The organism is Anabaena sp. CCY 9613, assembly GCF_963920895.1.
In the GTDB taxonomy this organism is placed as follows: domain Bacteria; phylum Cyanobacteriota; class Cyanobacteriia; order Cyanobacteriales; family Nostocaceae; genus Cyanocohniella.
Genome location: NZ_CAWUDE010000006.1, coordinates 128,711 through 154,511, shown reverse-complemented (window position 1 = coordinate 154,511; position 25,801 = coordinate 128,711). Strand labels below are relative to the sequence as shown.

Annotated in this window: 16 protein-coding genes and 2 pseudogenes; 9 read left to right on the top strand and 9 right to left on the bottom strand. The window is 42.3% G+C overall.

What is annotated here, in order from left to right:
* Positions 1-5: 5 nt before the first annotated feature.
* The 4 genes from ACM0OT_RS09390 to ACM0OT_RS09375 all read left to right on the top strand — a co-directional run bounded on the left by ACM0OT_RS09390 (position 6) and on the right by ACM0OT_RS09375 (position 8,839).
* Positions 6-1,121, top strand: a complete 1,116-nt coding sequence (locus ACM0OT_RS09390; RefSeq protein ID WP_414564106.1) for a precorrin-8X methylmutase — start codon at positions 6-8, stop codon at positions 1,119-1,121.
* Between the two features lie 266 nt (positions 1,122-1,387).
* Positions 1,388-5,557 (top strand): DUF4912 domain-containing protein, encoded by a 4,170-nt coding sequence (locus ACM0OT_RS09385; protein ID WP_414564105.1) that lies wholly within the window; start codon positions 1,388-1,390, stop codon positions 5,555-5,557.
* Between the two features lie 145 nt (positions 5,558-5,702).
* The gene (locus ACM0OT_RS09380) at positions 5,703-6,095 is read left to right on the top strand and encodes a hypothetical protein (protein WP_414564104.1); all 393 of its coding nucleotides are present in this window, start codon (positions 5,703-5,705) and stop codon (positions 6,093-6,095) included.
* Between the two features lie 407 nt (positions 6,096-6,502).
* Positions 6,503-8,839, top strand: coding sequence for a hypothetical protein (locus ACM0OT_RS09375; protein WP_414564103.1), 2,337 nt, complete (start codon positions 6,503-6,505; stop codon positions 8,837-8,839).
* Between the two features lie 55 nt (positions 8,840-8,894).
* On the opposite strand, the gene ACM0OT_RS09370 is transcribed toward ACM0OT_RS09375, so the two are convergent.
* On the bottom strand, positions 8,895-9,086 hold the full coding sequence (locus ACM0OT_RS09370) for a hypothetical protein (protein WP_414543825.1): 192 nt from the start codon (positions 9,084-9,086) through the stop codon (positions 8,895-8,897).
* Positions 9,087-9,433: 347 nt separating this feature from the next.
* Between ACM0OT_RS09370 and thrC the strand changes: the two genes are divergently transcribed.
* Together thrC and ACM0OT_RS09360 are read left to right on the top strand one after the other, a co-directional pair.
* Complete coding sequence (gene thrC / locus ACM0OT_RS09365; protein WP_414564102.1) at positions 9,434-10,525, top strand: threonine synthase; 1,092 nt, start codon at positions 9,434-9,436, stop codon at positions 10,523-10,525.
* A 760-nt stretch (positions 10,526-11,285) separates the two neighbouring features.
* The gene (locus ACM0OT_RS09360) at positions 11,286-12,527 is read left to right on the top strand and encodes a hypothetical protein (protein WP_414564101.1); all 1,242 of its coding nucleotides are present in this window, start codon (positions 11,286-11,288) and stop codon (positions 12,525-12,527) included.
* Positions 12,528-12,647: 120 nt separating this feature from the next.
* Here the strand turns inward: ACM0OT_RS09360 and ACM0OT_RS09355 are convergent, their stop codons facing one another.
* Positions 12,648-15,008 carry a WD40 repeat domain-containing protein gene (locus ACM0OT_RS09355; RefSeq protein WP_414564100.1) on the bottom strand — a complete coding sequence of 787 codons (2,361 nt, stop codon included), beginning with the start codon at positions 15,006-15,008 and terminating at the stop codon, positions 12,648-12,650.
* Between the two features lie 500 nt (positions 15,009-15,508).
* Positions 15,509-15,898, bottom strand: a complete 390-nt coding sequence (locus ACM0OT_RS09350; protein ID WP_414564099.1) for a hypothetical protein — start codon at positions 15,896-15,898, stop codon at positions 15,509-15,511.
* 998 nt (positions 15,899-16,896) lie between these two features.
* On the opposite strand from ACM0OT_RS09350, the gene ACM0OT_RS09345 reads away from it, so the two are divergent.
* Positions 16,897-18,171 carry an MFS transporter gene (locus ACM0OT_RS09345; RefSeq protein ID WP_414564098.1) on the top strand — a complete coding sequence of 425 codons (1,275 nt, stop codon included), beginning with the start codon at positions 16,897-16,899 and terminating at the stop codon, positions 18,169-18,171.
* On the opposite strand, the gene ACM0OT_RS09340 is transcribed toward ACM0OT_RS09345, so the two are convergent.
* The 5 genes and pseudogenes from ACM0OT_RS09340 to ACM0OT_RS09320 all read right to left on the bottom strand — a co-directional run.
* Positions 18,161-19,168 carry a DnaJ C-terminal domain-containing protein gene (locus ACM0OT_RS09340; protein WP_414564097.1) on the bottom strand — a complete coding sequence of 336 codons (1,008 nt, stop codon included), beginning with the start codon at positions 19,166-19,168 and terminating at the stop codon, positions 18,161-18,163. The two genes, ACM0OT_RS09345 and ACM0OT_RS09340, sit on opposite strands and share 11 nt — an antisense overlap.
* 121 nt (positions 19,169-19,289) lie before the next feature.
* Positions 19,290-19,799: an AAA family ATPase gene (locus ACM0OT_RS09335; protein WP_414564096.1), complete on the bottom strand. Its 510-nt coding sequence runs from the start codon at positions 19,797-19,799 to the stop codon at positions 19,290-19,292.
* A 59-nt stretch (positions 19,800-19,858) separates the two neighbouring features.
* Positions 19,859-21,148 carry a glucose-1-phosphate adenylyltransferase gene (locus tag ACM0OT_RS09330; protein WP_414564095.1) on the bottom strand — a complete coding sequence of 430 codons (1,290 nt, stop codon included), beginning with the start codon at positions 21,146-21,148 and terminating at the stop codon, positions 19,859-19,861.
* Positions 21,149-21,440: 292 nt separating this feature from the next.
* Positions 21,441-21,740, bottom strand: coding sequence for a hypothetical protein (locus ACM0OT_RS09325; RefSeq protein WP_414564094.1), 300 nt, complete (start codon positions 21,738-21,740; stop codon positions 21,441-21,443).
* Positions 21,741-21,963: 223 nt separating this feature from the next.
* Positions 21,964-22,443 (bottom strand): annotated as a pseudogene (locus tag ACM0OT_RS09320) (S8 family serine peptidase); the annotation flags it as partial.
* A gap of 220 nt (positions 22,444-22,663) precedes the next feature.
* Between ACM0OT_RS09320 and ACM0OT_RS09315 the strand changes: the two are divergent.
* Positions 22,664-22,729 carry a formate dehydrogenase N subunit beta transmembrane domain-containing protein gene (locus ACM0OT_RS09315; RefSeq protein WP_414543833.1) on the top strand — a complete coding sequence of 22 codons (66 nt, stop codon included), beginning with the start codon at positions 22,664-22,666 and terminating at the stop codon, positions 22,727-22,729.
* A gap of 158 nt (positions 22,730-22,887) precedes the next feature.
* On the opposite strand, the pseudogene ACM0OT_RS09310 reads toward ACM0OT_RS09315, so the two are convergent.
* Positions 22,888-23,373 (bottom strand): annotated as a pseudogene (locus ACM0OT_RS09310) (S8 family serine peptidase); the annotation flags it as partial.
* A gap of 943 nt (positions 23,374-24,316) precedes the next feature.
* On the opposite strand from ACM0OT_RS09310, the gene ACM0OT_RS09305 reads away from it, so the two are divergent.
* A complete protein-coding gene (locus ACM0OT_RS09305; protein WP_414564093.1) occupies positions 24,317-25,768 on the top strand; it encodes a glycoside hydrolase family 13 protein in 1,452 nt (483 codons plus the stop codon).
* Positions 25,769-25,801: the final 33 nt, after the last annotated feature.

Below are 25,801 nucleotides of genomic sequence, written 5' to 3'. Positions count from 1 at the left end.
CACTCATGAATACTGGTTGCTTAACAATTAAAGAATTAACCGATGCAGTAGGTGGTAGTTTAACACCGCGCATGGTGAGACATTACCATGAATTAGGACTACTACCACAACCAGTGCGATCGCCTAGTAACTACCGCCTGTACACAGATAAAGATGTCATTCGTTTGCAGCGCATCGTCGCTCTGAAAAACCAAGGGTTCCAACTCAACCATATTCGCCACATTTTAGATGTGGAACCAGAAACAGACACAACCGTAAATCTGATGGGACAACTCCAGCAGCAATATCGGGCGGTGATGCAGCAAATATCCCAACTGCGGCAAACAGCATCAGCATTAGAAAACTTACTAGGACGCGATCGCCATTGTCAAATTGTCCAAGCCGAGGTACTTTCCCAACTCAAATTACTAGAAGTAGAAACCCAAGTGGGATTAGGAGAACTAGATCAACTTTGGAGTGGCTTGGATGCAGAAGTTCATAATCATGCAGAATCTTTTCAAGAATCACTGCAACGCATCCTCCCTGACTTATCTCACCGTTCGGAAATCGAACAACACCTGATTGCCCAGTTAGTCTTAGCTTGTGGTGATGTTAGTTTAGTGTCTTTTGTCAAGTTGAGTCAAAGTGCGATCGCCGCTAGTCGTCATGCCCTAAAATCAGGCTGTGATATTTTCGTAGATATCCCCACTGTGGCCACCGCCTTAGATCAAACCAGATTAGCTCATTTAGGCTGTCAAGTTACCACCTTAATTAACAACCCCCATATCACCACCGCCACGGAAGCCGAAAAGGAATTTTGGCAACATCAGCAATGGCAAAAAACAGTACAAAAAATTACCAAAGATTCCATATTAGTAGTTGGTTACGCGCCTTCAGTGTTGCTAGAAATCTGTGTCGCAATTCAACAGCAAAAAATCCAACCCGCCTTAATTATTGGCTTACCCATTGGCTTTAGTCATGCACCCGCAGCTAAACGCAGACTTATGCAACAACATATCCCCTATATCACTGTTGAAGGAACTTTAGGTGGTGGCTTGCTAGCTGCTACTACCCTGAATGCCCTTGTCGAGTCATTGATTGATAAACCAGATTGCCACTGCTATCTTAATGGTGCTAATTGAGAAACGAGTTGCGGTAGGTGCTGCGTACACGCTACGCGAAAGTTATACTAGCGGTAATTTCGTAATTAATAATTAATTTTTATAACTTTTTTCATATTCCACACGGTAATTTTACTGTGTTTTTGCTACCTTACAATCTTCTTCAAGAGAAAATTAGAAGAAAGTTAACACCAGATGTATAATTAGCGCGTCTCCTGCTATACCAAAAGATAAAGTCTCAGAGCGTCCAGCTTTCTGTACCTAGATATAAAGATATAAAGAGTATTATGTGGCAAAACAAAAGAAAAGATAGTGCGATAGTCAGTCTGGCATTATTGCTGGCCTTAGCTACTACTCCTATGGCAGCACCGCTGTTTGTGTCTACACCCGTGCTGGCACAATCTGCCACTAACTCTCCCGCTTTTCCACTACCAGAAACAGTAGCAGAAGGGACTACGGTGCGGATTGATGGTTCCATGAACTTGGCTGCAATTAACCAAAGTTTAAGACGAGGTTTTGAAAATCAGTTTTCTGGCACAAATGTAGAGGTTGCCGCTAATGGCACTGATGTTGCCCTCCAAGGTTTGTTAGATGGATCAGTTGATATAGTGGCCATGGCCCGTGGCTTGACTCCACAAGAACAAGCCCAAGGTCTAGAACAAGTGGTGATTCACCGTGAAAAGATTGCCATTATTGTGGGTGCAGAGAATCCTTTTCAGGGCAGCTTGACTGATACGCAATTCGCTAGAATTTTCCGAGGAAGGATTACAGATTGGTCGCAACTAGGCGCACCTGCGGCCCCGATTCGGTTTATTGACCGTCCCGAAACAAGTGATACCCGCAATACGCTTCGTACTTATCCAGATTTCAAGGTTGCTCGTTTTGCTACAGGTGCTAATGCTACCCAAATCGACGAAGATAATACCGCAAAAATCGTCGCCCAACTGGGAAATGACGGCATTAGCTATGCAATGGCTCACCATGTGTCGCAACAGCCCAGTGTGCGCGTCATTCCCTTAAATAATACTTTGCCAGATGATCCCAAGTATCTTTTCTCACAGCCTTTAGTTTACGCTTACAGACAAAATCCTACTCCACAGGTAGCCAGCTTTCTTGGTTTTACCCTAGCAGCACCAGGACAAACGGCCATAGCAGAAGGTAGAACGGCTGAAGCAGAAGCGATCGCTAAAGGTGAATCACAAGCATTATTCTTAGCTGATCCGACACCAGTTGAGGAACCTGTTGCTCAACAGCCTGTGGAAACTACTCCCATTCCGACAGAACAAATACCACTATGGTGGTTACTGTTGCCGACTGCTGTCATCGCTGGATTACTAGCATGGATTTTCCGATCACGTCTGTGGGCAACTGAGGCTAGCAATCAGCCAGAAGCACTACCGGAAAACCAAGCACCAATAGTGACTGATAATACAATTGTGTCTCCTCCTGTAAATAAACCTATAGGAGAGACAATATCCCACAACGGCGCAGGAACCGGATCTGCGATCGCTGCTTCTGTTACTGATACAAGTACAGATGATAAAGTAATTAGTGAAAACATAACCTCAAGTAATTATACTGAAATAGATTCCTATGATTTAAGCGAGTCTCCCTGGGATATAGAAGCACCAGCGGCTGTGGTAAATACTTCTTATCCCCAAATGTCAGATGTGCCTAAAGTTACTCCTCAGCCAGATGTTCCTGTTCCTGCGGAAGAGCCGAATATCGCCGTCCCTGGTAACTTGACACCAGAACAAGACCAGTCAGTTTTGAATGAAACGGCTGTAGCTGGAGGTGTCACAGCAGGGGGTAGCGTTGTATCACAAATGGAAAATGGTCATGATACAACAGAATCCAGTAATTCTCCTGAAATAGTTCCCGAAGTACAACCGCCTATAAATGAGAACAATAATTCACTACCTACATTCTCAGATATTCCTGAAGATAAATTGAATGTAGTAGCCGATGAGGCGGAACCTATGGAAATGCCAGAAGAAACAGAAGATTTGGCAACAGGTGTGGTAAATGAACCCTTACTAGAGGTAGATGGCGAAAGGAATCTTACCCTCCAACCCCGAAATGCCCAATGGGCATATGCAACTTGGCATATTAGCGAAACTTGCCAACAATCATTACAAACGCGTGGCTTTTCTCAATTAGCATTGCGGTTATATGATGTCACCGATTTGGATTTGAGTAATCAAACACCAGTATTTATCCAACATTACGAACTGGAACCTGGTGCAGTAGAAATCTATGTGGCAATTCCGCAAAGCGGACGCGATTATATTGCCGAAGTCGGATATGTGACACCAGATGAGCGCTGGGTGACAATTACCCGTTCCCCAAGAGTGCGCGTCCTTGATACACCCCCAACAGATACTACCGATGAACTTTTCTTAAATGTAAATGATGAAAGTAGTCTGCAACTGAAACCCCGCAATGCAGAATGGGCTTATGCTACTTGGTTCATTGGTGAAGCCAGTCAACAAGTACTACAATCTTATGGCATCTCTCAGCTGGCACTGCGGCTATATGATGTCACCGATTTGGACTTGAGTTATCAAACACCAGTATTTATCCAGCATTACGAATTAGAACCTGGTGCAGTAGAAATCTATGTGGCAATTCCCCAAAGCGAACGCGATTATATTGCCGAAATAGGATATATGACATCAGGCGATCGCTGGGCGACAATTACCCGTTCCCCAAGAGTGCGTGTCTTTAATCTGCCAGTGACAGATACCACAGATGAACTGCTACCAGATGTAAATGATGGTAGTAGTCTACAACTGAAACCCCGCAATCCAGAATGGGCTTACGCTACTTGGTTCATTGGTGAAGCCAGCCAACAAGCACTGCAAACGCATGGTATTTCTCAATTGGCATTGCGGCTATACGATGTCACAGATATAGACTTGAGTTACCAGACACCAGAATCTATTAAGCAGTATGAATTAGAACCTGGTGCAGTAGAAATCTATGTAGAAATTCCCCAAAGCGAACGCGATTATATTGCCGAAATAGGATATGTGACATCAGGCGATCGCTGGGTGATAATTGCCCGTTCCCCAAGGGTTCGTGTCTTTGGTTTATCAGTCACAGATGCTACAGATGAACCGTTACCAGAAGTAGAGGGGGAAAGGAATATTATCCTCCAACCCCGAAATGCCCAATGGGCTTATGTAACTTGGTACATTGCGGAAATCTGGCAGCACGCATTGCAAGCATCAGGTATCTCTGAATTGGCATTGCGGCTATACGATGTCACAGATATAGACTTGAGTTACCAGACACCAGAATCTATTAAGCAGTATGAATTAGAACCTGGTGCAGTAGAAATCTATGTAGAAATTCCCCAAAGCGAACGCGATTATATTGCCGAAATAGGATATATTACATCAGGCGATCGCTGGGTGACAATTGCCCGTTCCCCAAGGGCGCGTGTCTTTGGCTTGTCAGTTACAGATACCATAGATGAACCGCCACTAGAGGTAGACGGGGAAAGAAATATTACCATCCAACCCCGAAATGCCCAATGGGCTGATGTAACTTGGTCTATTAGCGAAACTTGCCAACAAGCAATCCAATCTCGTGGCGTTACTCAATTGGCATTACGGCTATATGATGTCACTGATTTGGACTTGAGTTATCAAACACCAGAATTTATCCAGCATTATGAACTGCAACCTGGTGTAGAAGCACACGAAGTAGAAATTCCTCAAAGCGAACGCGATTATATGGCCGAAGTCGGTTATCTGACAGAAGATGAACGCTGGGTGACAATTACTCGTTCCCAAAGAGTGCGTATCTTTAATCTGCCAGTCACAAATAACATAGATGAAACTACACCCACAGCAGACGAAACATTTGTAGAATTGTCCCCTACAAATAACGAGAGTCATATTATCTTCAAATCCCGGACTGCCAAATGGGCATATACTACTTGGTACATTAGCGAAACCCACAAACAAGTACTGCGGGATGCAGGCATTTCTCAATTATCTTTACGGCTGTATGATGTCACAGACATAGACTTGAGTTATCAGACTCCCCAGTTATTGCAGCAGTATGAGTGTGAAGGCATCACATCGGATCGTTACGTAGCCATTCCCACAAGCGAACGCGATTACATGACCGAAATTGGTTATATTAAACCAGGTGAACATTGGGAAACCATCGCCCGTTCCAAAAGAGTGCGTGTCTTCAGTCGTCCCCAAGCAGATTTTTGGTTTGTCGCCGATGCTGAATTAATTATCCACGGCGCAACAGAACCAGGTGCCACAGTAACTATTGGTGGTAACCCCATCACACTCAAATCAGATGGGACTTTCCACTTGCGTATTCCTTTTTCTGAGGACTTAATCGACTATATGATGACGGCAATTGCTGCCAATGGACAACAAAGTCAAACTATCCATAAGCAGTTTTCTCAGGAACAGTCTCACTCAACCTGAAGCCCATTGCTTTCGTCAAAAGAGGCAGGGGAGCAGAGAACAGGCTTCGCCTCTGCCTTTCTTGAGAGGTTCTGTATTTGATTAAAACCGCATTCCTGAGTAGAGTTAAACGATACACTAGGAAAAATCCTTTGAGGAAGCATTAATGCCACAGAAAAATGGTGTAAAAACAGAAACATCCGCACAAGACTTGCTTACAGAATCAGATGTTCAAGATCTAGAAGAAATTGCCGAAAAGCCTGAATCAGTAGAGGATGTCCAGGATATTGATAGCATTTTGAACTCACTCAAAACTTTACTATCCACTGTAGAAAAGCTCCAAAAAATCCGCCAGGACGTGGGCGACATCAAACCTTTAATAGGAAGAATGCTTGATGGAGAAATAGTCGCCGGAGAAGAACTTGAGCAACTAAAATCAGGTGTGAGTGGTCTTTCTCGCCTGATTCGCGCTTATAGTGACCATCAAGCAGCCCTAACTAAAGCACAACCTGCTAGAGATTTGCTAGATCAGGTGTTGAAAACAAAAACAGCCGATTAAAACTGTATGTGGAAAAGTCCACGGAAAATCTAACTTCCAAATCAGCAATTCAAAGTCTCTCGCCTCACAGGAGAGAGATTTAGAGAGAGGTTTTCCAGATACCGTGAAAAGTTAGCTTCTATCCCTGCGATCGCACAAGCAACGGCTGCAAAATTCCTTTTTCTCTCAAACAGGAACAAATTAGACACGCCGTTTCACTCATACTGATAGTCGTAGCATTAGGGTTGATGTGGTTCCATCGGTAACGGTGTAATGATTCTTCCTACCAATTGCTTGCAGTCATCAAAACCAGGCTCCTTTGGACTTCTTTGCAGCGCTACTAGATCTCGCACTTCTAGGCAACATCATCAAAGCAGGAGTATAAAAGAACGATACAAACCTGTTCTTTGACTTACCTAAAAACCAAAATGGCACATCGCTCGCGCAAGCTGAAGCCACAATCTTCTCAACGAAATCAATCTCATGCTCGTCCTAGCAAACGCGCTTCTTCAAAATCTCAGCAAAAGTCTCCATCTAAGGGATGGCTGGGGTCAATCCTAGCATTTGCTCTGTTGTTGACCAGTGCTGCCTTAGTCATGGCTTTTCTCTGGATTAGTATTCTTTTCATTTTCAATCCCGAACAGGTGGGGTGGCTGAATGAATTTCTGCCTGAATCATTGCACATTCCTTTGAATCAAAGTGAACCTCCTCAAACCCTTAACCAAATTCAAGAAAACCTCAGTCAACAACAAATAGCTGGGGAAACTCTAGCGCTAGATGATCAGGAAGGCTCTTTTTTATTACCAATTTTGCAACAACGTGCCAATTGTCAGTCTGATTGTCTAGAAATCGTTGAACTGAGAGTTTACCAGCGTTCAGAAAAGTCAGAGTTCCAATCGCTGCCAGAACGTTACTATCATCTAACGACTCAACTACCCATTATTGCACCAGAAGAATCTTTAATTGATGCCACATTAGAACACCAAGAAGGCAACACTCTTTTACCCTTAACTAAAATTCAACGTTTTGATGATAGCGCCCCATCACCAGGGATTTGGTTAGCTTTGTGGGGTCAGCGTCAACAAAAAACTCAGGCGATCGCCTACGGTTACATTGTGTACTACAATGCCCAGCGTACCAACCTCCAACAATTATTATCTTGGCAAAATCCCAACGGACAATTACCCCAATGGCAACAAGTGACTGGCGGCGGTGCCAAAGAGCTAGTTATCGACCAAACAGTAGGTTTAGAACCCCAGTTAAGCATTTACCAAGTCCAATCCACTAATTTTTTCCTCAACCCTGTTCAACTAGCGGAAATTTCCCTCAAATCACCAGCCATTAAAGATTCTGCTTACCAAGATGCCTTATTTATTGCGCGTAATGGCTTATGGTCACCCGCCACTGAATGGTTGCAATTCATCCAAAAACAGCGCCCTGGAGGTTTCCCAGCCACAGCCCAAGCCCAGGTTGATTTGATTCGCTTGCACTCCCAAATGACTAAAGCTCAAGCCCAGACAAGTTGGGCGAGTCCTAGTCAACAAGTATTAGCAGAGTTAATTGATGGACGCTGGGCCAAAGCTTTACAGGTGTTTACCGCATCACAGCAAAATGCCCAAGAAATCGCTACCCTCCTCAAAGCAGATACCGGGCGGTTGTGGAATCGGACAGTGGCGGCGCTAAAGGTTAATCCCAACAGACAAGATGTACAATCTTGGGCAGCGTTGATTTTAGCCGCGCAGCAAGGAGAAGGACGGGCTAATTCTTGGTTACAGTCTCAACCGCAAATTACCTCAGCCAATCTTACTTATGTACAAGGTTTGTTCACACACCTCAATGGTGATGTCGCAAAGCCAAAAATTGTGGCTCATCATCCTAGTCAGATTGTGGGTGTGGTAAAACCCATCTCGCAAGTCAAGTCCTCCGATTGGTTGCAGCCCAATAACAATGCAGACTTGCAACTAATAGATCAGCAAATTTGGTATCGGGTAGATGTCAGCACTTTTCATGACGGTAAAACCTGGTTGAGTTCTCCTTTTAAAAATTTGCAACCGCCAAAAACTTCTCCAGCCCAGTTTTTTTGGACAACTTTGGGACTTCATCACAACCCAGTGATCCAAATTATTATGTGGCTACCCAATGGAGAACAAGAAATCACCTCTGCCACTATCAAAGGGGTACGCTGGCATAATAGGGCTTTGCAGCTATTAGCCACAGGACAAGCAATTCCGGGTAAGTATGAATCTCAGCAACCCAAACCTTTAGCCTTGACGGCAGCCACACTGGAATGGCTACAACCATCACCAATTACTTTCACACAACTGTATCAACAAAATCCTCTAGCAGTTAATTCTATGTTGCCGATTATGTGGCATTCTTTACAACAATCTGGCCAAATTCCTGGAGGTGCTGTACCTAAGTTTCTAGATATTCAAGCACAATTGGGTGATTGGCCTCTACAAATGATTGATTTAACAAATAATACCAAGCCAGAAACGGTGCTGACTATCTCCACAGATGCCATCGCCTCTTTGCAGGATCGTACAGGGGAACCCCAGGAATTGGCATCAAAGTCAGACCGTCCTCGTACCCTCATCTTGTCAGATAATGGTAAGGTTATTTATACAGATTTTCCAAAAAACTCTCAACAAGTGTTGACAGCGATCGCCAAGCTGTCTCATGGTAAATCTCTCGCTCTATTAGTAGAGAATGCCCATAACTACAGTCTAAAACGTTGGTCAGACAAGAATCAACGCTTTGAGTAGCAGCCCTTGACTAGTTATAAAATTATGAGCTACTGGCGATCGCCTAAAGATAAATTTATGCTTCTTGGTTGTTATCTGTTGAACGTTGTTCTTTCAGGTTTTGTAATTGCTGTAACAGAGAATCTACCTCTGCTTGCAGGTGTTGAAGTTTTGCTTGTTGATCATCTTGATAATGAGATTTTGTTAAATCGCTAACCCAGAGGGTCTGGGTGGGACGTTCGGAAACACTGGATGAATAAGTAGGCATTGTTAAATAAAATCCACAACTCGACTCACACCATTTAGTAAATATTATAATAATGTAAGTTTAAGGTTTGTTAAATGATTGTATACTTTCTATCATTTGATCTGATAGGTAGCTGGTGTTTTCATAAGTGACTGCGATTGTGCGACCTATGTTCCGTAGGTCAATTATCGCTACATGGAGCAGTTGTACCCATTGGCAGTTATGATAAATTGACGTTTCACATAAAATAAAAATCATCCGTGAGACGCTGCCACGCAAAAAGATAATTCTTCTGGGAGAATGAGAATTGGAGTTTTTCTCTTCCCCATGCTTTTTTCCTCAATCCTTAGTTAAAACTTTTAAAACCCGTGACTGTGAGTTTGTCTGCCGCTAAATCTTATCGCCAACCTTGGCCCGGACTGATAGAAGCCTATCGCCAGTACTTGCCTGTAAGCGAAGAAACGCCTGTTGTGACTTTATTAGAGGGTAATACGCCCTTGATTCCGGTGCCAGCGATCGCAGAACGCATCGGCAGACAAGTCAAAGTGTTTGTCAAATACGACGGTTTAAACCCCACTGGTAGCTTCAAAGATAGGGGGATGACTATGGCAATCACCAAAGCCAAAGAAGCCGGGGCCAAAGCAGTGATTTGTGCTAGCACAGGCAACACCTCAGCCGCCGCCGCCGCTTATGCTAGACGTGGAGGGATGAAACCCTTTGTGTTGATACCCGATGGTTATGTGGCTTTAGGTAAATTAGCCCAAGCATTATTGTATGGTGCAGAAGTTTTAGCCATTAAAGGCAACTTTGACCGCGCCCTAGAAATTGTGCGGGAAATGGCAGAAAGCTATCCTGTGACATTAGTTAATTCCGTCAATCCCTACCGTTTAGAAGGGCAAAAAACCGGAGCATTTGAAGTAGTGGATGCCTTGGGGAACGCCCCAGACTGGTTGTGTATCCCCGTGGGTAACGCCGGAAATATCACAGCATATTGGATGGGATTTTGTCAATATCATCAAGCTGGTAAGTGCGATCGCCTGCCTAAAATGATGGGATTCCAAGCCGCAGGTGCAGCGCCTCTGGTAAATGGCAAGTCAGTTTCCCATCCCGAAACCATCGCTACAGCCATCCGCATCGGTAACCCTGCTAGTTGGGATAAAGCGATGGCGGCTCAATCTGCCAGTCAAGGCTGCTTTAAAGCTGTTACTGATGAAGAGATTTTAGATGCCTACAGACTGTTGGCATCATCTGAAGGTATTTTCTGTGAACCTGCTAGTGCGGCATCTGTAGCTGGATTATTGCAAGTCAAGGACCAAGTACCCACCGGGGCTACAGTAGTTTGTGTTCTCACAGGTAATGGTTTAAAAGACCCAGATACAGCCATTAAACACAGCCACAGCCAATTTAAACAAGGGATTGATGCTGAATTAGGGGCAGTAGCTAAAGCGATGGGTTTTTAGCATCATGCGGCTATAAATATCTGCTTTCCATGTAGCGATCGCCTCTGGTACATTCCACGCAATTGCCAGTTTTAGAGGTTGTTTTAAAAGGGATCTGCTGTGATTTTCAGCACTTAGTGATCCCCTCTAGCCCTCCTGAAAAAGACTACGGTGTACACATAAATGATCTAAAACACCCCACATCATTCACAAGTAGGGTGTGTTGTCGCGCAGCGCAACGCACCATCAATATTTGTTTTCTGGTGCGTTAAGATACCAGTTTAAAAAAACGGGAATAAGACTTTCCAATAGCAAGTGGCGTGGATTTAGGATTGCTATAAAATGTTTTGCTACCGACAATAGGACTTTTTAAACATCCTTTCAATCCCCACACAAAAAACAAAAGAAATGATATGGCAATCAAAAGATTGTTCATTGCAAGTGGTACATAAATTTTATAACAATATGTATAACTAAAAACACAAAATCTTGTTTTAATTAAAATTAAATTTTTTATTAGTTTTAATTAGAAAATTCCCAGATCAATTTGTTTACCAATAATCTTAAATTTACTTAAACCTCACCCATCATAAAAAGTGGAGTTTCTGTCATTGCGACACCAGGAAGCAATCTCATAATCTTGACCACAAACCGCTATTTTCAAAGTAGACAAAGTTTAATAAACAAATTAAAACATAAATTATTCAACTGGCTTAAATTCGTCTTTTATTCTCCATTTATTCTGTAAAAATTTTCAACTAAAACAGGAGAATGAATACCGATGGAAGCTTATGCTGTCAACCCAACTCAGAGTGGAGAGAACACCTTTGGTGCTGATAATCCCTTGGTTATTGGTGGTAACAACCCTAATACTAATACCATTCCTGGGGGTGCCATCAACCCGTTTGCAGGCGATGCTGGCAGTCAGCTGCAAGAATTAATCTTTAACCGCTTGCAATTAGTTCTGGGTAACGACTTCTTCAACGGCGATAACAACCCATTTACCAATGGTGCTAATAACAATCCGTTTCCAATGGGCGAAAGTTCACCACAGCAATTGCCTTTTGATCCCTTGAGGATTATCTCTGGTGAGAATATACCCTTTAGCGGTAACATGTCTAATTCAGGTGGTCTAACTTTTAATGAGGGGAATGCACCAATTGGTAATGGTAACAGAAACTTTGGTAGCGATAATGCAACCATTGGTAATTTCAACTCAGACTATGGTAATGATAATGCAACCATTGGCAATGGCAACTGGAATTTTAATAATAACAACGCAACTATTGGTAACGGCAATTGGCTGTTAGCAACCGATAACACAACCCTAGGTAATGGTAATTGGTATTTTGGTGGTAACAATACAACTCTAGGTAATGGTAATTGGTATTGGGATGACGGCAATAATAACACAACTATTGGTAATGGTAATTGGCAATTCGGCAGTAATAATACAACTGTCGGAAATGGCAACTGGTATTTGGAAGATGGTAGCAACAACAGAACTTTAGGTAATGGTAATTGGCACTTTGGTGGTAATAATGCAACTGTAGGCAATGGTAACTGGGATTTTGGTAATAACAACACAATCCTGGGGAATGGTAACTGGATATTCACCAATGACAATACAGTCGTGGGGAACGGTAACTGGTTAATAGATAGTGATAATACGATGATTGGTGTTGGCAATAATGACACCAGTTTAGAATTATTTCCGCCAGAGTTCAGGGCTGGTGCTGACAACCTGATTAACTCCCTTATCGGTAGAATAGGTCAAGATTTTCTGGTATTGACAGGAGGTTTAGGAGAATCTGAAACCCAGACCTTTAATCGGCTCATTCTTGCTCAAAGTGCTGGTGCTAATAACGGTGATATATCTGGTGATGTTGAGCAGTTTTTAGCATCAATCAGTGTTTATCAGTCTGTTCAAACTCCTCAGTCTGTCCCAGAAGCAAGTTCTTCAATTTCCTTGGTAGTCATGGGGCTAGCATGTTTGCTGTTATCGAAGTGCAAAAAGGGTTAGTAACAGAGTGGAATTCTAAGTTTAACAGGACTTACGTAACTAACCACGTATTTTCGTCATTGCGACCGTAGGAAAGCAATCTCAAAACCTTGATTTTCGTAGCGAGTGCGTAAGTCCTATTTAATTAACAGCTATCTGCCAAATTTTGATAGTTTTGTCAGCACTTCCACTGGCGAGTAACTTACCATCTTGACTTAGAGAAATTGCATTTACAGTTCTTGAGTGTCCAGTCAGGGTTTGCAGCACTTTACCTGTAGCCAGACACCACATTTTGATAGTTGTATCAGCACTACCGCTAAATAAGAATTTTCCATCAGGACTAACCGCCAATGAGTTTACCTCATCCGAGTGACCACTCAATGTATACAGGAGTTTCCCGGAAATTAAATGCCAAATTTTGATGGTGGTATCAGCACTACCACTGAAAAGGAGTTCACCAAACCCCTCCGGGGACGCTATACTAACAGGACTAATGGCAATTGATTTCACTTCATCTGAGTGACCAATAAGAGTGCGTAAAGGATCACCCGTGCGTGGGTTCCATAGTCTGATTTTATGATCAGCACTACCACTGGCGAGGATTGTACCATCGCGGCTGATAGCTACAGCATGAACAGCATAGGAATGCCAAAGAGTACAAATGCGATCGCCTGTGTGCAAATTCCAGATTTTAATTTTATTACTACCACTAGCGAGAATCTGCCCATCTGGACTAATTGCTACCACGTTTACTGGTTTTTGATGTCCCAAGAGTGTGTGGATGAGTTTCCCGGTTTTTAAATACCAAACTTTGACATTACCTTTGGGATGTTCACAACTACCCATCGCCAAAAAATTCCCGTCAGGACTAATGGCCACAGATGATACTTCTCCTAAATTCCCTGAAAGGGTGCGAATTTTTTTGCCTGTGTTAAGTTGCCAAATATTGATGGTTTTGTCTGCACACCCACTGACTAATACTTCTGCGTCAGAACTAATGGCTACAGATGCAACTTTACCTGTATGTCCAGTGAGGGTGTGGCCCAGACGGGGAGACGCTAGGGTAATTTTGTGTTTGAGGTGTGCGATCGCCTCTAACAATTTCTCTACATCCAGAATACTTTGGCAATCATCTACGGCTGTAAAATATTCTTTTAAATTTTGCAGATATTCTGCATCTTCCATCTTTACGGCCGATTGCATGGCCTCCAAAGGATTAGCAAATTCCTGTAGGGATACTTGACGTAATTGCAACCATGTGATAATAGAGTAATCAATTTGCTTTTGTGACCAAGTGCGATCGGGTAAATGAGATAAACTTTGAGCTAATTGCAAAGCCAATTCGGGAATCCAGTAACGGCGCTCATTTTCTAGAGCTTGGTAAACTTGCTCATAGCCTGTAGCGTATACCTGCAATTGTTCTTGTACAGCTGGTAAATTAATCGTATCTTGTAGCAAACTAGGTAGTAACTCTGGAAGCAAGGGAGGCGCGTCATGGTGAACTAAATGATAAGCATCCGCTACCCAAGCAGCAACCAAACAGTGACAGGTAATTAATACTTGACCAAGCTTTTCCCAGTCTTGATGATTCACTTGGTACTCTAAGGCTAATTGACTAATATCAATACCCTTTTCTTGCCATTTTTCAGCTTTTTCTAAAAGTGCTAAATTAAATACATTATCTTTACCGAGAAGATTAATTTCAACTAAATCCTCCCCTAATAACAATAGTTCATCTCTAAGTTTTTTCCACTGCAAAGCACGACCTTTAGCAGACTCATACAGAATCTCTTTATACGGTAACCGAAAAATAGTTTTGTAGTAATACTGTTGCTGTCCCAATCCCCAATAAGCAATCCGGAAATTCAAATAATCTCCCTCTTGTTCTGACTCTAGAATTAACATCGGCTCTGTTTTCAACATGCCAAACAAAGCTTTAATACTAGATTCACTATGAAAACGTTTACTATCCCATGCTCCTGCTAATAATTCCGTAGGTCTAATGGGATGATGCAGAGAGTAATGTTGATGAATAAACTCTCGTAAACCTTCCGCTAACATTAGCTCTAATTTTAAATTTTCCTCATTTTTTAAGTCAAATTGGTCAAACTTAACTTGTGGAGGAGCCAGAAAAATTTTGAGTGGCGGACATTGATGATTAGTATGAGACTCTAAAATTTGCGAAGGATATAACCGCAAAGGCCAGTTATCCAATATTTTGGAAACTTCTGGCAATTGTAGTTTAGTTTCTCTTTCTTGCTTAATTACCTGTAATTGAGTTTCCCGCTGATAAACTGCTAATTGCTGTTGCAGAAGTTTTTCTTGTGTTAATCCTGGTTGATAACTGTTTGTCTGGGGTGTAATATTTGCGTCTTGAAGTAATGTAGGCAACTGGTAATCAGTTATAGCAATACCTGATTCTGTCCTTTTTTGGATAAAATTTACAAGCACAGGCGCAAACTCGATTACGAGTTGAATGAGTAATCTTAACCCTGGCTCCATAAAAAGATTCCTATGACATCAATAACATTAACAGTATGCGGCAAAGATAGATAAAAACTTGTCATTAATTAGTAGACAATGATCATACTACTACTTGCAGGAAACATATTGTCTAAAAAATCCCTAATAATTGAGAGATGATAATTAATCAAAGGTATAAAAATTATCTATTAAAGTATTAGAATATTTAACTCCACAAATTAATTAGAGCTAATTTTTGTAATTTTTTCGGATAATTAGGATTTATTTACCGAAAATAAAATTTTTGATTATCTAAGGGTTTATTCTCTATAGTAGGTAACTCATAATCATCAGAATTTGTAAAAAAAATTCCCTCTCTAGCAAGGAAGGAATTTCGGGGTAAGATTCGTGAATAGTGGGCTAGAGAAAGTAACAAAAAACCTAACTAGCACTCAAATTAGCAATAGAGTGAGATTTTTAATCTATTATCAGAGAATTTAACTGTATTACTGAGACTCATATCAGATTTACAATAAAAATTAAAATCTAATTCCCAATTGACCGTTAAATCCGCGCACAGAATTGTAACCAGCACCTACAAAAACGTTATCAGTAGCGCCTACTTGAACGCCACCTGAAAAAGCGACACCTTTATCTTCTGAATACAAACCAACTCCCACATAAGGTGAAATAATTGGCAAACTCACAAATTTTAAAACATCTACTCCAGTAGCGCCATCGGGGCCTCTACCGACTTCAACCCCAAAATCTAAAGCTCTAGCTCCTACAGCATAGGTGACTTCACCATCTTGACCACCCACAGAAACCCAAGGTTGTGGCAATAATTGAGCAGATGCTTGACTAGGAGCAAAAATAGCGAACAAACCCAGCGATGCAATAAGAATTTTAGTAATAACTGCGCTTTTCATGGTTTTCTCTGACACTACACTGTCATGAGGACGTTAGTTATGACCGAGAGGTTTCTAGCTTGCCGATTTTTTATGACTCTGGAAAAATCAAAATATTTGTACTTACACCTAGATTTATAGATTTGTAAATAGCGACTGTTTTAAAAGTCAAGCGATCGCTAACAAAAAAGTGGGAGTTAGATTTTCCGACTTGTGTGTACACGGTAGGCCAGAATCAAGACAGAATCGAGGTTTCAGATTATCCCGAACTCAGGTTGTCTTAGTTTAAGTTTAAGTGGTTTAAAAAAATATTTTCCAATGGTGATTTAAGTAAAGCATCTGGGAATAATTTATGGAAATCAGGTTTTTGTTAGTCCTAAAAAGGAACACCAACCTGTGTGAAATGCTTGACCAGTTTACCCAGTAGTAATAAATCACCAGGGAGTAAAAAAAATAGCTTTATTATTATCAGTGTTAATGATTGTGCTACTTCTTGAGTCTAACTAATTGAGTATCTAAACACATCACAGGAAATATTATCATCCCCAGGCTCATGCTGCTCAATATTGTGGGTAATTATTATTGGGAAAAAATTGAGTTTTGCTGCCATTGCCATTAACAACACTAGGATTATTGGGGTTTTGTCAAATGTAATTCCAGTAAAATTTAACAATATTTATATAGGTTTTTTGCTCCTGAAAATTTTCTCAGGTGTGTGACCAATGCTATATCAGAATCACCCAATTCAATGGGTGTGGTTATAGACGTTATTTGCTGTGCCAAGTTATTGCTCAATTAGAGTTTTTACATCCATCATCCTACTTAAAACGCTCTTTCCAAAAGGAATATGACTAAGAAGAGCGACAAATAATAGAGGCGTTCATCGTCTATCAGGCTGAGGGATTAATTACCAGCTAAAATCATTTTTTTCAAAATTCAATTTATCGAAATGCCGCTTTTTGAAGCCGCATTGTTTGTTTGCCAAAAATCATCAATTTACACTGGCGATATTTATAAAAATGTTTAATCCTGAGACTCAAAAAGACTTCCGCCATAACTTTACCGTAAATATTGTTGACAGTGCATTTTTTGGTTTGGGAGCTGGTTTTGCTTCGTTTATCACTATTATTCCGTTGTTTGTTAGCGGATTTACTAACTCTGCATTGCTTATTGGACTGATTCCCGCTATTCCCCGCTTAGGCTGGCAACTTCCTCAGTTACTAATAGCTGATAAAGTAGCTCGTTTGCAGTGTTATAAGCCAACGGTGATGTCATTGACAATTCACCAAAAGTTGCCTTTTTTGGGGTTAGCATTAGTTGCTTTATTTCAGCCACAACTCAATAGCCAAACTGTGTTGCAATTGACATTTGCCTTACTAATTTGGCAGGGACTAGGTAGCGGCTTTAGTGCTACTGCTTGGCAAAGCATGGTTGCTAAAATTGTGCCTTCTGGGAGACTGGGTATTTTCTACGGTTCCCAAGCGGCGGCTAATAATTTGATGGGGATTTGTGGTGCGATGATCGCTGGCTTACTGCTGAAGGAAGTTGCCCGACCATTGAACTTTGCTCTTTGTTTTTTGTGTGCTAGCGTCGCCATGGCTATATCCTGGTTTTTTATGTCGAGGACGCGGGAACCGCTCAGTAACCAAGTGCCTGCGATGGCAACTAGGCATGAATTTTGGCATAGTTTGAGTGTAATTCTCAGACGTGATCAGAATTTTCGCTGTTTTCTGATGGCACGTCTGGTATCACAGTTAGCATTGATGCCACTTCCTTTTTATACACTATACGCCGTACACCAGCATGGAATGAAAGAAGCATCTGTGGGGTTAATTACTTTGGTGCTGATGGTCACTCAAACTATTGCTGCATTGGTTCTGGGTTGGGTAGGCGATCGCCAAGGACATAAGTTAGTCTTACAGATTGGTTCTATTGCTTGTGCAATCAGTTCGGTTTTAGCTTACCTAGCAACAAATGCCAACTGGTTTTACTTAGTCTTTGTCGGAGCGGGAATAGGTGCGATCGCCCTGCAAAATATTGCTGCGGTTATGACCTTAGAGTTTGGTAACCAGGGTGAACGACCAGCCTATATTGGTCTTGGCAATACCCTTGTTGCCCCTGCTACCATTCTTGCTCCCATATTAGGTGGATGGATCGCAGACACTATTGACTATAAAACTACCTTTTTGGTATCAGCTATGGGTGCATTAGTCACAGCATTAATTTTACAGATAGGAGTACGTAATCCCCGTTACCTGGAACAACATTTCCGTGACCATTCAGTTAAAGTTTAAACTGTTGTAAATGACTGCGGGGATTATAGGTACGTATAGCCCGAATTTTTTCATAATATTCCCGCTCTTGTTGGGTGAGGTCCTTAGGAGGGACGATGGCGACTTTTACTAACTGATCGCTACGTCCACCTTTAGTTGAAGGCCAGCCTTTACCCCGCAACCGTAGGGATTGCCCAGAACGCACTCCCGCAGGTAACTTCACATTTACTGATCCATCGGGTGTAGGGACATCAATGGATGCACCCAAAGTAGCTTCATCGGGAGTGATGGGCACTTCGCAAACAAGATTGTCACCTTCAAATTGAAAGAATGAATGTGGCTGAAGTTCAACTTTTAAATATAAATCACCCCGCTGTTGAGTCATGGGGTTGAATTGGCCCTTACCACGCAACCGCAGGCGAGTACCAGTTTTCGCCCCAGACGGGATGCGAACTTCTATTGTTTCGTTGCCTAAAGTGTAGTGCTTTTGGGCACCAGCAAAGGCTTCTGCAAAAGTCAAGGCGATCGCTGCTTCTGTATCTTGTTGGCCAGCACCAGCACCAGTACCTACATCTTGAAAACCAAAATCATTAAAACCGCCATAACCACTAGGTCTACCTGTGGAGGTGCGATAAGAAGAGTAACTTTGTCGTCCAGGACGCGGGCCAGGGCCACCAAAGCGCCCTAATAACTCATTGACAAACTCATCAAAACTGCCATATTGACTAAAGTCAAAGCCGCCCATATCCACACCTGCACCACCAGATGGGAAGCCTTCGCCGACTTGTTTCCAGTATTGACCGAATTGGTCGTATTTTTTGCGTTTATCAGTATCTGATAAAACTTCGTAGGCTTCGCTAACTTCTTTAAACTTGGACTCCGCCTGGGTGTTACCTGGGTTGACATCAGGGTGGTACTTACGAGCTAGTTTGCGAAAAGCTTGTTTAATTTCTTCTGGACTGGCAGTTTTACTGATTCCTAAAATTGCGTAATAGTCTTTAAAGTCGGTTGCAGCCATCTACCAGCCTCCTATAAAAATTTTCGTTATTTTTTTTCGTAAAAGGTGAGATTTTTGATTTGCTGGGTATATTCCCCAGGATAAAAAACTCTGATTTTAAATTAACAGAAATTAAAGAAAATCAAGTGTGGTTCCCGCTCTCCACACCAGCGCAATTTCCGTACTCCCACCTTTCGGGAAACCAAATCAGTTGGTCTATTCCTTCTTCTAAACTGGGGGGAGCATCCCGGAGTTGACGGTACATTCGCCAGATAACATTTGGGGGAACTTGGCGCTGACGCCTTTGATTGCGTGCTAAACACAGCCAAACGGGAGTCCTCACCCACATCCCTGTAATGTGAGTAAAACCGACCTCACGAGCTAAGGCGATAATTTCCCGTCGTTGGCGTCTTTGGGCATTGGTGGCATCAAAAATTGTTGTTTTATCTGTGGTCACAGCTTTTTGAAATTGCCGTTCTATTTCTCGCCAAATCAGTAGCCACGGCCCTTGAGTTGCTTCTGAACCAAAAAGCTGCCCCCGAATCGCATCCGTAGAAATCAGTTGCATTTGGGGGCATTGTGTGACTAATTGTTTTGCCAAAGTTGACTTACCGCTACCAGGAAGACCAATTAGTAAAAATAGTTTAGTCACTTTTCCTGCGTCCTTTGCCAGTGATTAATTAGTATTGATCACTAACTAATGACTAATGACTAAATTACCGTTCCATCAGGGATTAAGGCACCTTTGAGAACTACAACAATTCCACTACGGATGTAGAAGCCTTGACTTTCGCGTTCTGCTTCTTGCACATTATCTTTATTGATAATTTTGACATTGTTGCCAATGCGGGCATTTTTATCAACGATCGCTCCCCGAATAATTGTATCCATCCCAATGCCTACAGGAACGTCACCTTTTTCTAAGGTACATTGGCGTTCAACAAAAGGTTGATAAAAGTCTGCTCCCATCAACAGAGATTCTTCAATGACGCAGCCAGATTCGACGCGCGATCGCACGCCCAAAACTGAATGCTGAATGCGGCAATTTTTTAAAATACAGCCCTCGCCAATCATGGATTCTGTGACATGGCAACTCAACAGTTTACTCGGTGGTAAGTAACGAGCGCGAGTATAAATTGGTGCTTTTTCATCGTAGAAGCTAAAGGGCGGTAAAGGTTGTTTAGTTAATGCTAAATTGGCTTGATAAAATGCTTCGATTGTTCCGATGTCTTCCCAGTAATCATCAAACAAGTAGGCTTGGACATTGTAATCTTTGCCCGCATCAGGAATAATTTCTTTGCCAAAATCAGTGCTGTCTAAAGATTCCTTCAACAACTTGAACAAAACTTCTTTTTTAAATACATAAATCCCCATCGAAGCAATGTAGGGCTGTAATTGAGCCTGTTCTGGTGTCAATCCTAGTACACTAGTATCAACCCGCATCTGCTCTAATGCTTCGCCTTTGGGTTTTTCGCTAAAATCAATTACCCTCCCAGACTGGTCAATTTTCATTAAACCAAAGTCCGAAGCGCGGCGTTGATCAATGGGGATAACCGAGAGAGTAATATCAGCATTCGTTTCTCTATGACGCTGGATAAACTGGCGGTAATCCATGCGATAAAGATGATCTCCTGAGAGAATCAAATACTCCTCCGCATCCCATTCTTCCAATAGCCATAAATATTGACGCACAGCATCGGCTGTACCTTGGAACCAATTGGGGTTCTCTGGCGTTTGCTGTGCCGCTAACACTTCCACAAACCCTTCGTTGAAACCAGTAAAATTATAGGTACGCGCTATATGGCGATTCAGGGATGCTGAGTTAAATTGTGTCAGGACATAGATTTTGTATATCTCTGAATTGATGCAATTACTGACAGGAATATCTATTAAACGGTACTTCCCTGCCACTGGTACTGCTGGTTTAGCACGTAATTTGGTTAGTGGATAAAGGCGAGTGCCCGCACCACCACCGAGAATGATTGCTAATACTTTTTTCACAAAATTTCTCCCGACTGCCTTTCAACTCTCACCTTCAGTTTAGGACTGTCTGAGACTGCTGGTAAGGGGGGATCACAGATTAATAATTAGTCAAGTTTACAGAATAGTGTTGGTGATCAATCACTTATCCCAAAAATTTGTATCAAATGTTACTAATTTAGTATTAAGGCTGACCATACTGTCATGATTTCAGTACATACTCACGCCTTAATTTACTGGAATGACCTACTAGTAACTTTGGAGACATTTCACCAATACTGTACCCAGGAATTCTCAGAGTCCTTAAATATTTTCAAATTCGGAAACTACCCATACCCTTTAGCTGATTCACCAAATGCAATTTTTGGGACAGCCTCAAAGACTTCACCCAAGGTTGCTCCGACAACTGGGAAATAGCAGTAGGCAAAAGTGTCGCCGTAAATACATCTTTTCCACAAGTAACATCTTTGACCCCCAAACTCTCTAAAACAGCGATCGCATCAGCATCAACCACGGGTTCAGTGTGAATGAAAATCTCTAAACTCTGTTCTTCTGAGTTTTGAGCCTCATTGAGGGCTAAAGATAGCGGAGCATCTAGCTTTTGGTAATTCATATTGACCAGCAAATCCTTGGTAAAAAAGGTAGGCTAAAAAGGCCTACCCCACAACCAAACTATCAAATTTCTCCCTTATCTTTACCTATCTTTATACATAGATAAGGGAGTAGGAGGATGGGGAGAATGATTGTGCTACCCAACGTATTCCCCCCCTACTGTGTACATATAAGTGCTGAAAAGTCAGATCCTCAGAGATGGCCTCGAGTTCCCCAGCAGCCAATTACAAACTAGCTACATCAATCAATCCAAACCCCCACTTGTTATCAAAGGTTCCAGAGGGTTTGCCGGGGATGGAACTATTGGCGCGGAGCAAGTCTTTTACTGTCTCAGGATCAAGCTTGGGGTCGCGCTGTAATAGCAGTGCTACTAACCCAGTGACAAACGGTGTCGCCATACTTGTACCAGCCATCGCCACAAATTTAGAATTAATCATCATTGAGCGATCCATATTGGCATGAGCGGAGAGTGCAGCGACAATCATCGCTCCCGGTGCGGCTACATCTGGTTTGGCGGCATTATTTCGTAGTGGCCCTTCACTACTAAATTCCGAAATGGTATTCAATCCTAAGCCCATCTCTCGCGCCTGGCCATCAATATCTGTAAACTTGTTTTTAGTTGTATAGGAAGCAACTGTAATTGCACTGCTGGCAGAGCCTGGAGATCCAATTTTCACCGAGTCTTCTGTGCTGTCACCTGTGAAAAATACTGATGAGGCATCATCTAGTGTCCAGACATCTAATCTGGTTTCCGCAGCAGAAGTGTTGCGTACCTGTAACTGCCAAATACCTCCTGCGACTCTGGCGTTACCTTGACCACGAATTTGCACAAAGAAATTGTAGTCGCCGTTGCTGGAGTCGGGGCCTGGTGTGACAATTTCTATATGTCCATCTGGCAATTGATAATTTTGGGCAGGATTACCGTTGGTAATCACTTTTTGGAAAGGAGTGACAAAACCGTTAGGACTGCGTACCGACACTTCTAATTGACTATTACCAGAATACCAAGCGTTTAACCAGGCTATACCTACTTGATGGTGAGGTACATTAAAGCGCATACCGTGAGTACTTTGGCAGCTAATAGTTGCTTGACCATGAATATTATCGTTGCCTTCATTACCCGCAGCACAGCAGACAATTCTGCCTGGGCCAGATTCGGCATCAATGATTTTCGAGAGGGAATCGCTACCGTCGTGAGCATCAGCGTGTCCACCCAAGCTGAGATTTAATACAACTGGGCGACCTAATTCTCTAGCAACGCGGAAAACATAGCGCACACCATCGGCAATGTGGGCATCCTGTAAGTCGGATTTGATAATTACCAAATCTGCTTCTGGTGCTACACCGTTATAGATGCTATCAACACCAGCCGCAATGCCAGCTACGTGAGTGCCATGACCGTTAGTATCTTGAGAGATAGTCATTTGCGCCCCGGTAAATTCAGCTCCATAGGCACCTTCTGTGACTCCTGGGCCTGGCAGTGTTTGATCCCAAACGCTTAAGATTCTGCCAGCAAAGGCAGGGTGTTTGGCATCAATACCTGTGTCAAGAACGCCTATAATTACTCCTTTACCAGTGAGTCCGGTTTTCTTTTGAAACGCTGGTAATTGTACGCCTCCCGGCGCAGCGTCCATCCGCAGTTTCATTTTCCGTGATGGCTTGATGAGCTGGATATTGGGTTCTTCAGATAAGATATCTAAACTGTCTAGGGGTACGAAAGCTGTGCGGACACTACCTGAGTTTTGGTTGATTTCAATACCGTATTGTGACAAATGACTCAAGTCTGCATCAGAATCACAATATATAAAAACAATAGTCTTGGTTTGTTTAACAGGATTTGTGGGAGCTACTATACCAAGCGATCGCTTGTGGGTGGTTAAAGCTGTTACGCCTTCATGTTGATAGTCTTCATATGCCAATAGCAGTCCAGGAGAAAGCTTTTCGTGTCTCATGGTAACCTCGGTTTAGTTAATTTATACAAGCAGGTACTGGATTTTGCAGGATTTGTCGCTCTATCACTAATGCAGGCTAAGTAACTTTTTTAGCCTTCATTTCTGAGTGCGACTATAGTTATCTATTTTTTCCATAGATAGCATCGAACCAAGTTAGGAGCCTGAAAATAACCCATAAATTTTAATTTGGGCTTGCTAATTCATAACTCATTTTTCTCAATTGATCTCTACCTAAAGATAAGTTTCTTTAACTGGCTAAATCTCTACGAGTAAATACGGTAGAGACTTATCAAGTCTGGATTTGTTAATCAATTTCACTTATATTCAATGATTTGTTAACCAATACTTTTGAGTAATACAGTATCTATCTGAGTGATTACGGAAAAATTTAAATCTAGAAAAATAAAGAAATATTAAGCTATAAGTGCGTAAAATAGATAAGCATTAAATCATACTTATAAATTCCATGCCTTACCGTAATAAAACAATAATATTTATACACAGTATTTCTGTTACGTAAATTTCCTGATCCCAGCCCCCTCATGAGATATTTTCTATCATCGGTGAGAGAGGCAAATCAGCGAGTATTTGCCACAATCACTTCTGAAGGTCAAAAAAGTCATGTATGCAAATTCAAACACCAGACTGGGTTAAGCACGCTGTTTTTTATCAAATTTTTCCAGATCGTTTTGCTAGAAGTAAGCAGCCCCACAAGCGGCTGTTACACGAAGCCCGTTGGGAAGATTGGGAAGCTATGCCTACACTCCAAGGTTACAAAGGCGGCGATTTATGGGGCATTATTGAGGGCTTAGACTATATCCAAAATTTAGGAATTAACGCGATTTACTTCACACCCATCTTTCAATCGGCTAGTAATCACCGCTATCACACCCATGATTATTATCAGGTTGATCCCTTACTGGGGGGCAACGAGGCATTTCGGGAACTACTAGATGCCGCCCATGAACGGAATATCAAAGTGGTGCTGGATGGAGTATTTAATCACGCCAGTCGGGGATTTTTCTTTTTTCACGATATTTTAGAAAATGGCCCTCATTCCCCTTGGGTGAATTGGTTCAAAATTACAGATTGGCCTCTGGCACCCTACACAGGGGAATTACCCGCCAATTACGAAGGCTGGGGAGGAAATCGGGCTTTACCAGTGTTTAATCATGACAATCCCGAAGTGCGGGAATACATTATGGAAATTGCCGAATATTGGATTAAATTCGGCATTGACGGTTGGCGATTGGATGTACCATTTGAAATTAAGACTCCGGGATTTTGGCAGGAATTTCGCGATCGCGTCAAAGCCATTAATCCCGAAGCGTATATTGTGGGCGAAGTGTGGGGAGATTCCCGGGAATGGCTGGATGGTAAGCAATTTGATGGGGTAATGAATTATTTATTTGCCGGGCCAACTATCGCCTTTGCCGCAGGCGATCGCGTAGTCTTAGAACAGGTACAAAGCCGGGATTATCAACCTTATCCACCTTTATTTGCTACTGAATACGCCGCTAAAATCCAAGAACTGTTGCAATTTTACCCTTGGGAAATTCAACTAACTCAACTGAATTTACTAGCAAGTCACGACACAGCGAGATTAGTTACCATTGCTAACAATGATCAAGCCAGTGCGGAATTAGCAACTTTACTGTTACTTACCTTTCCTGGTGCCCCCAGTATCTACTATGGTGATGAAGTTGGGCTACCTGGTGCCATAGATCCAGACTCACGCCGTGGCTTTCCTTTAGAAGCTAACTGGAATCAAGAAATCCTCAAGCAGCATCGCCAATTAATTCACTTGCGCCATCAATACCCAGCTTTGCGTATAGGCGATTACCAAGTTCTTTTTGCTCAGGGGGCGTTGTACATCTTTGCCCGCACTTTAGAAACAGAAGCATTAATTATTGCTGTTAACGCTGGGACAGCACAAACAACAGCAAAGTTAGATGCGGCTAGTTTGCATACTCAACCCCACAAGCTGTTATATGGCAATGCAGAATCTGAGTGGCGCGATCAGCAACTTTCTGTAACCCTCCCACCCCGTAGTGGCTGTATTTTAGGCATAGCTTAGATCATATCCACCGTAAGGGCACGACATATGTGC

Coding starts and splice junctions, on each gene's coding strand:
- ACM0OT_RS09370 (WP_414543825.1), bottom strand. CDS start 9,086: ATGCCTACTTATTCATCCAGTGTTTCCGAACGTCCCACCCAGACCCTC.
- ACM0OT_RS09305 (WP_414564093.1), top strand. CDS start 24,317: ATGCAAATTCAAACACCAGACTGGGTTAAGCACGCTGTTTTTTATCAA.
- ACM0OT_RS09355 (WP_414564100.1), bottom strand. CDS start 15,008: ATGGAGCCAGGGTTAAGATTACTCATTCAACTCGTAATCGAGTTTGCG.
- ACM0OT_RS09380 (WP_414564104.1), top strand. CDS start 5,703: ATGCCACAGAAAAATGGTGTAAAAACAGAAACATCCGCACAAGACTTG.
- ACM0OT_RS09390 (WP_414564106.1), top strand. CDS start 6: ATGAATACTGGTTGCTTAACAATTAAAGAATTAACCGATGCAGTAGGT.
- ACM0OT_RS09360 (WP_414564101.1), top strand. CDS start 11,286: ATGGAAGCTTATGCTGTCAACCCAACTCAGAGTGGAGAGAACACCTTT.
- ACM0OT_RS09325 (WP_414564094.1), bottom strand. CDS start 21,740: ATGAATTACCAAAAGCTAGATGCTCCGCTATCTTTAGCCCTCAATGAG.
- ACM0OT_RS09340 (WP_414564097.1), bottom strand. CDS start 19,168: ATGGCTGCAACCGACTTTAAAGACTATTACGCAATTTTAGGAATCAGT.
- ACM0OT_RS09350 (WP_414564099.1), bottom strand. CDS start 15,898: ATGAAAAGCGCAGTTATTACTAAAATTCTTATTGCATCGCTGGGTTTG.
- ACM0OT_RS09385 (WP_414564105.1), top strand. CDS start 1,388: ATGTGGCAAAACAAAAGAAAAGATAGTGCGATAGTCAGTCTGGCATTA.
- ACM0OT_RS09345 (WP_414564098.1), top strand. CDS start 16,897: ATGTTTAATCCTGAGACTCAAAAAGACTTCCGCCATAACTTTACCGTA.
- ACM0OT_RS09375 (WP_414564103.1), top strand. CDS start 6,503: ATGGCACATCGCTCGCGCAAGCTGAAGCCACAATCTTCTCAACGAAAT.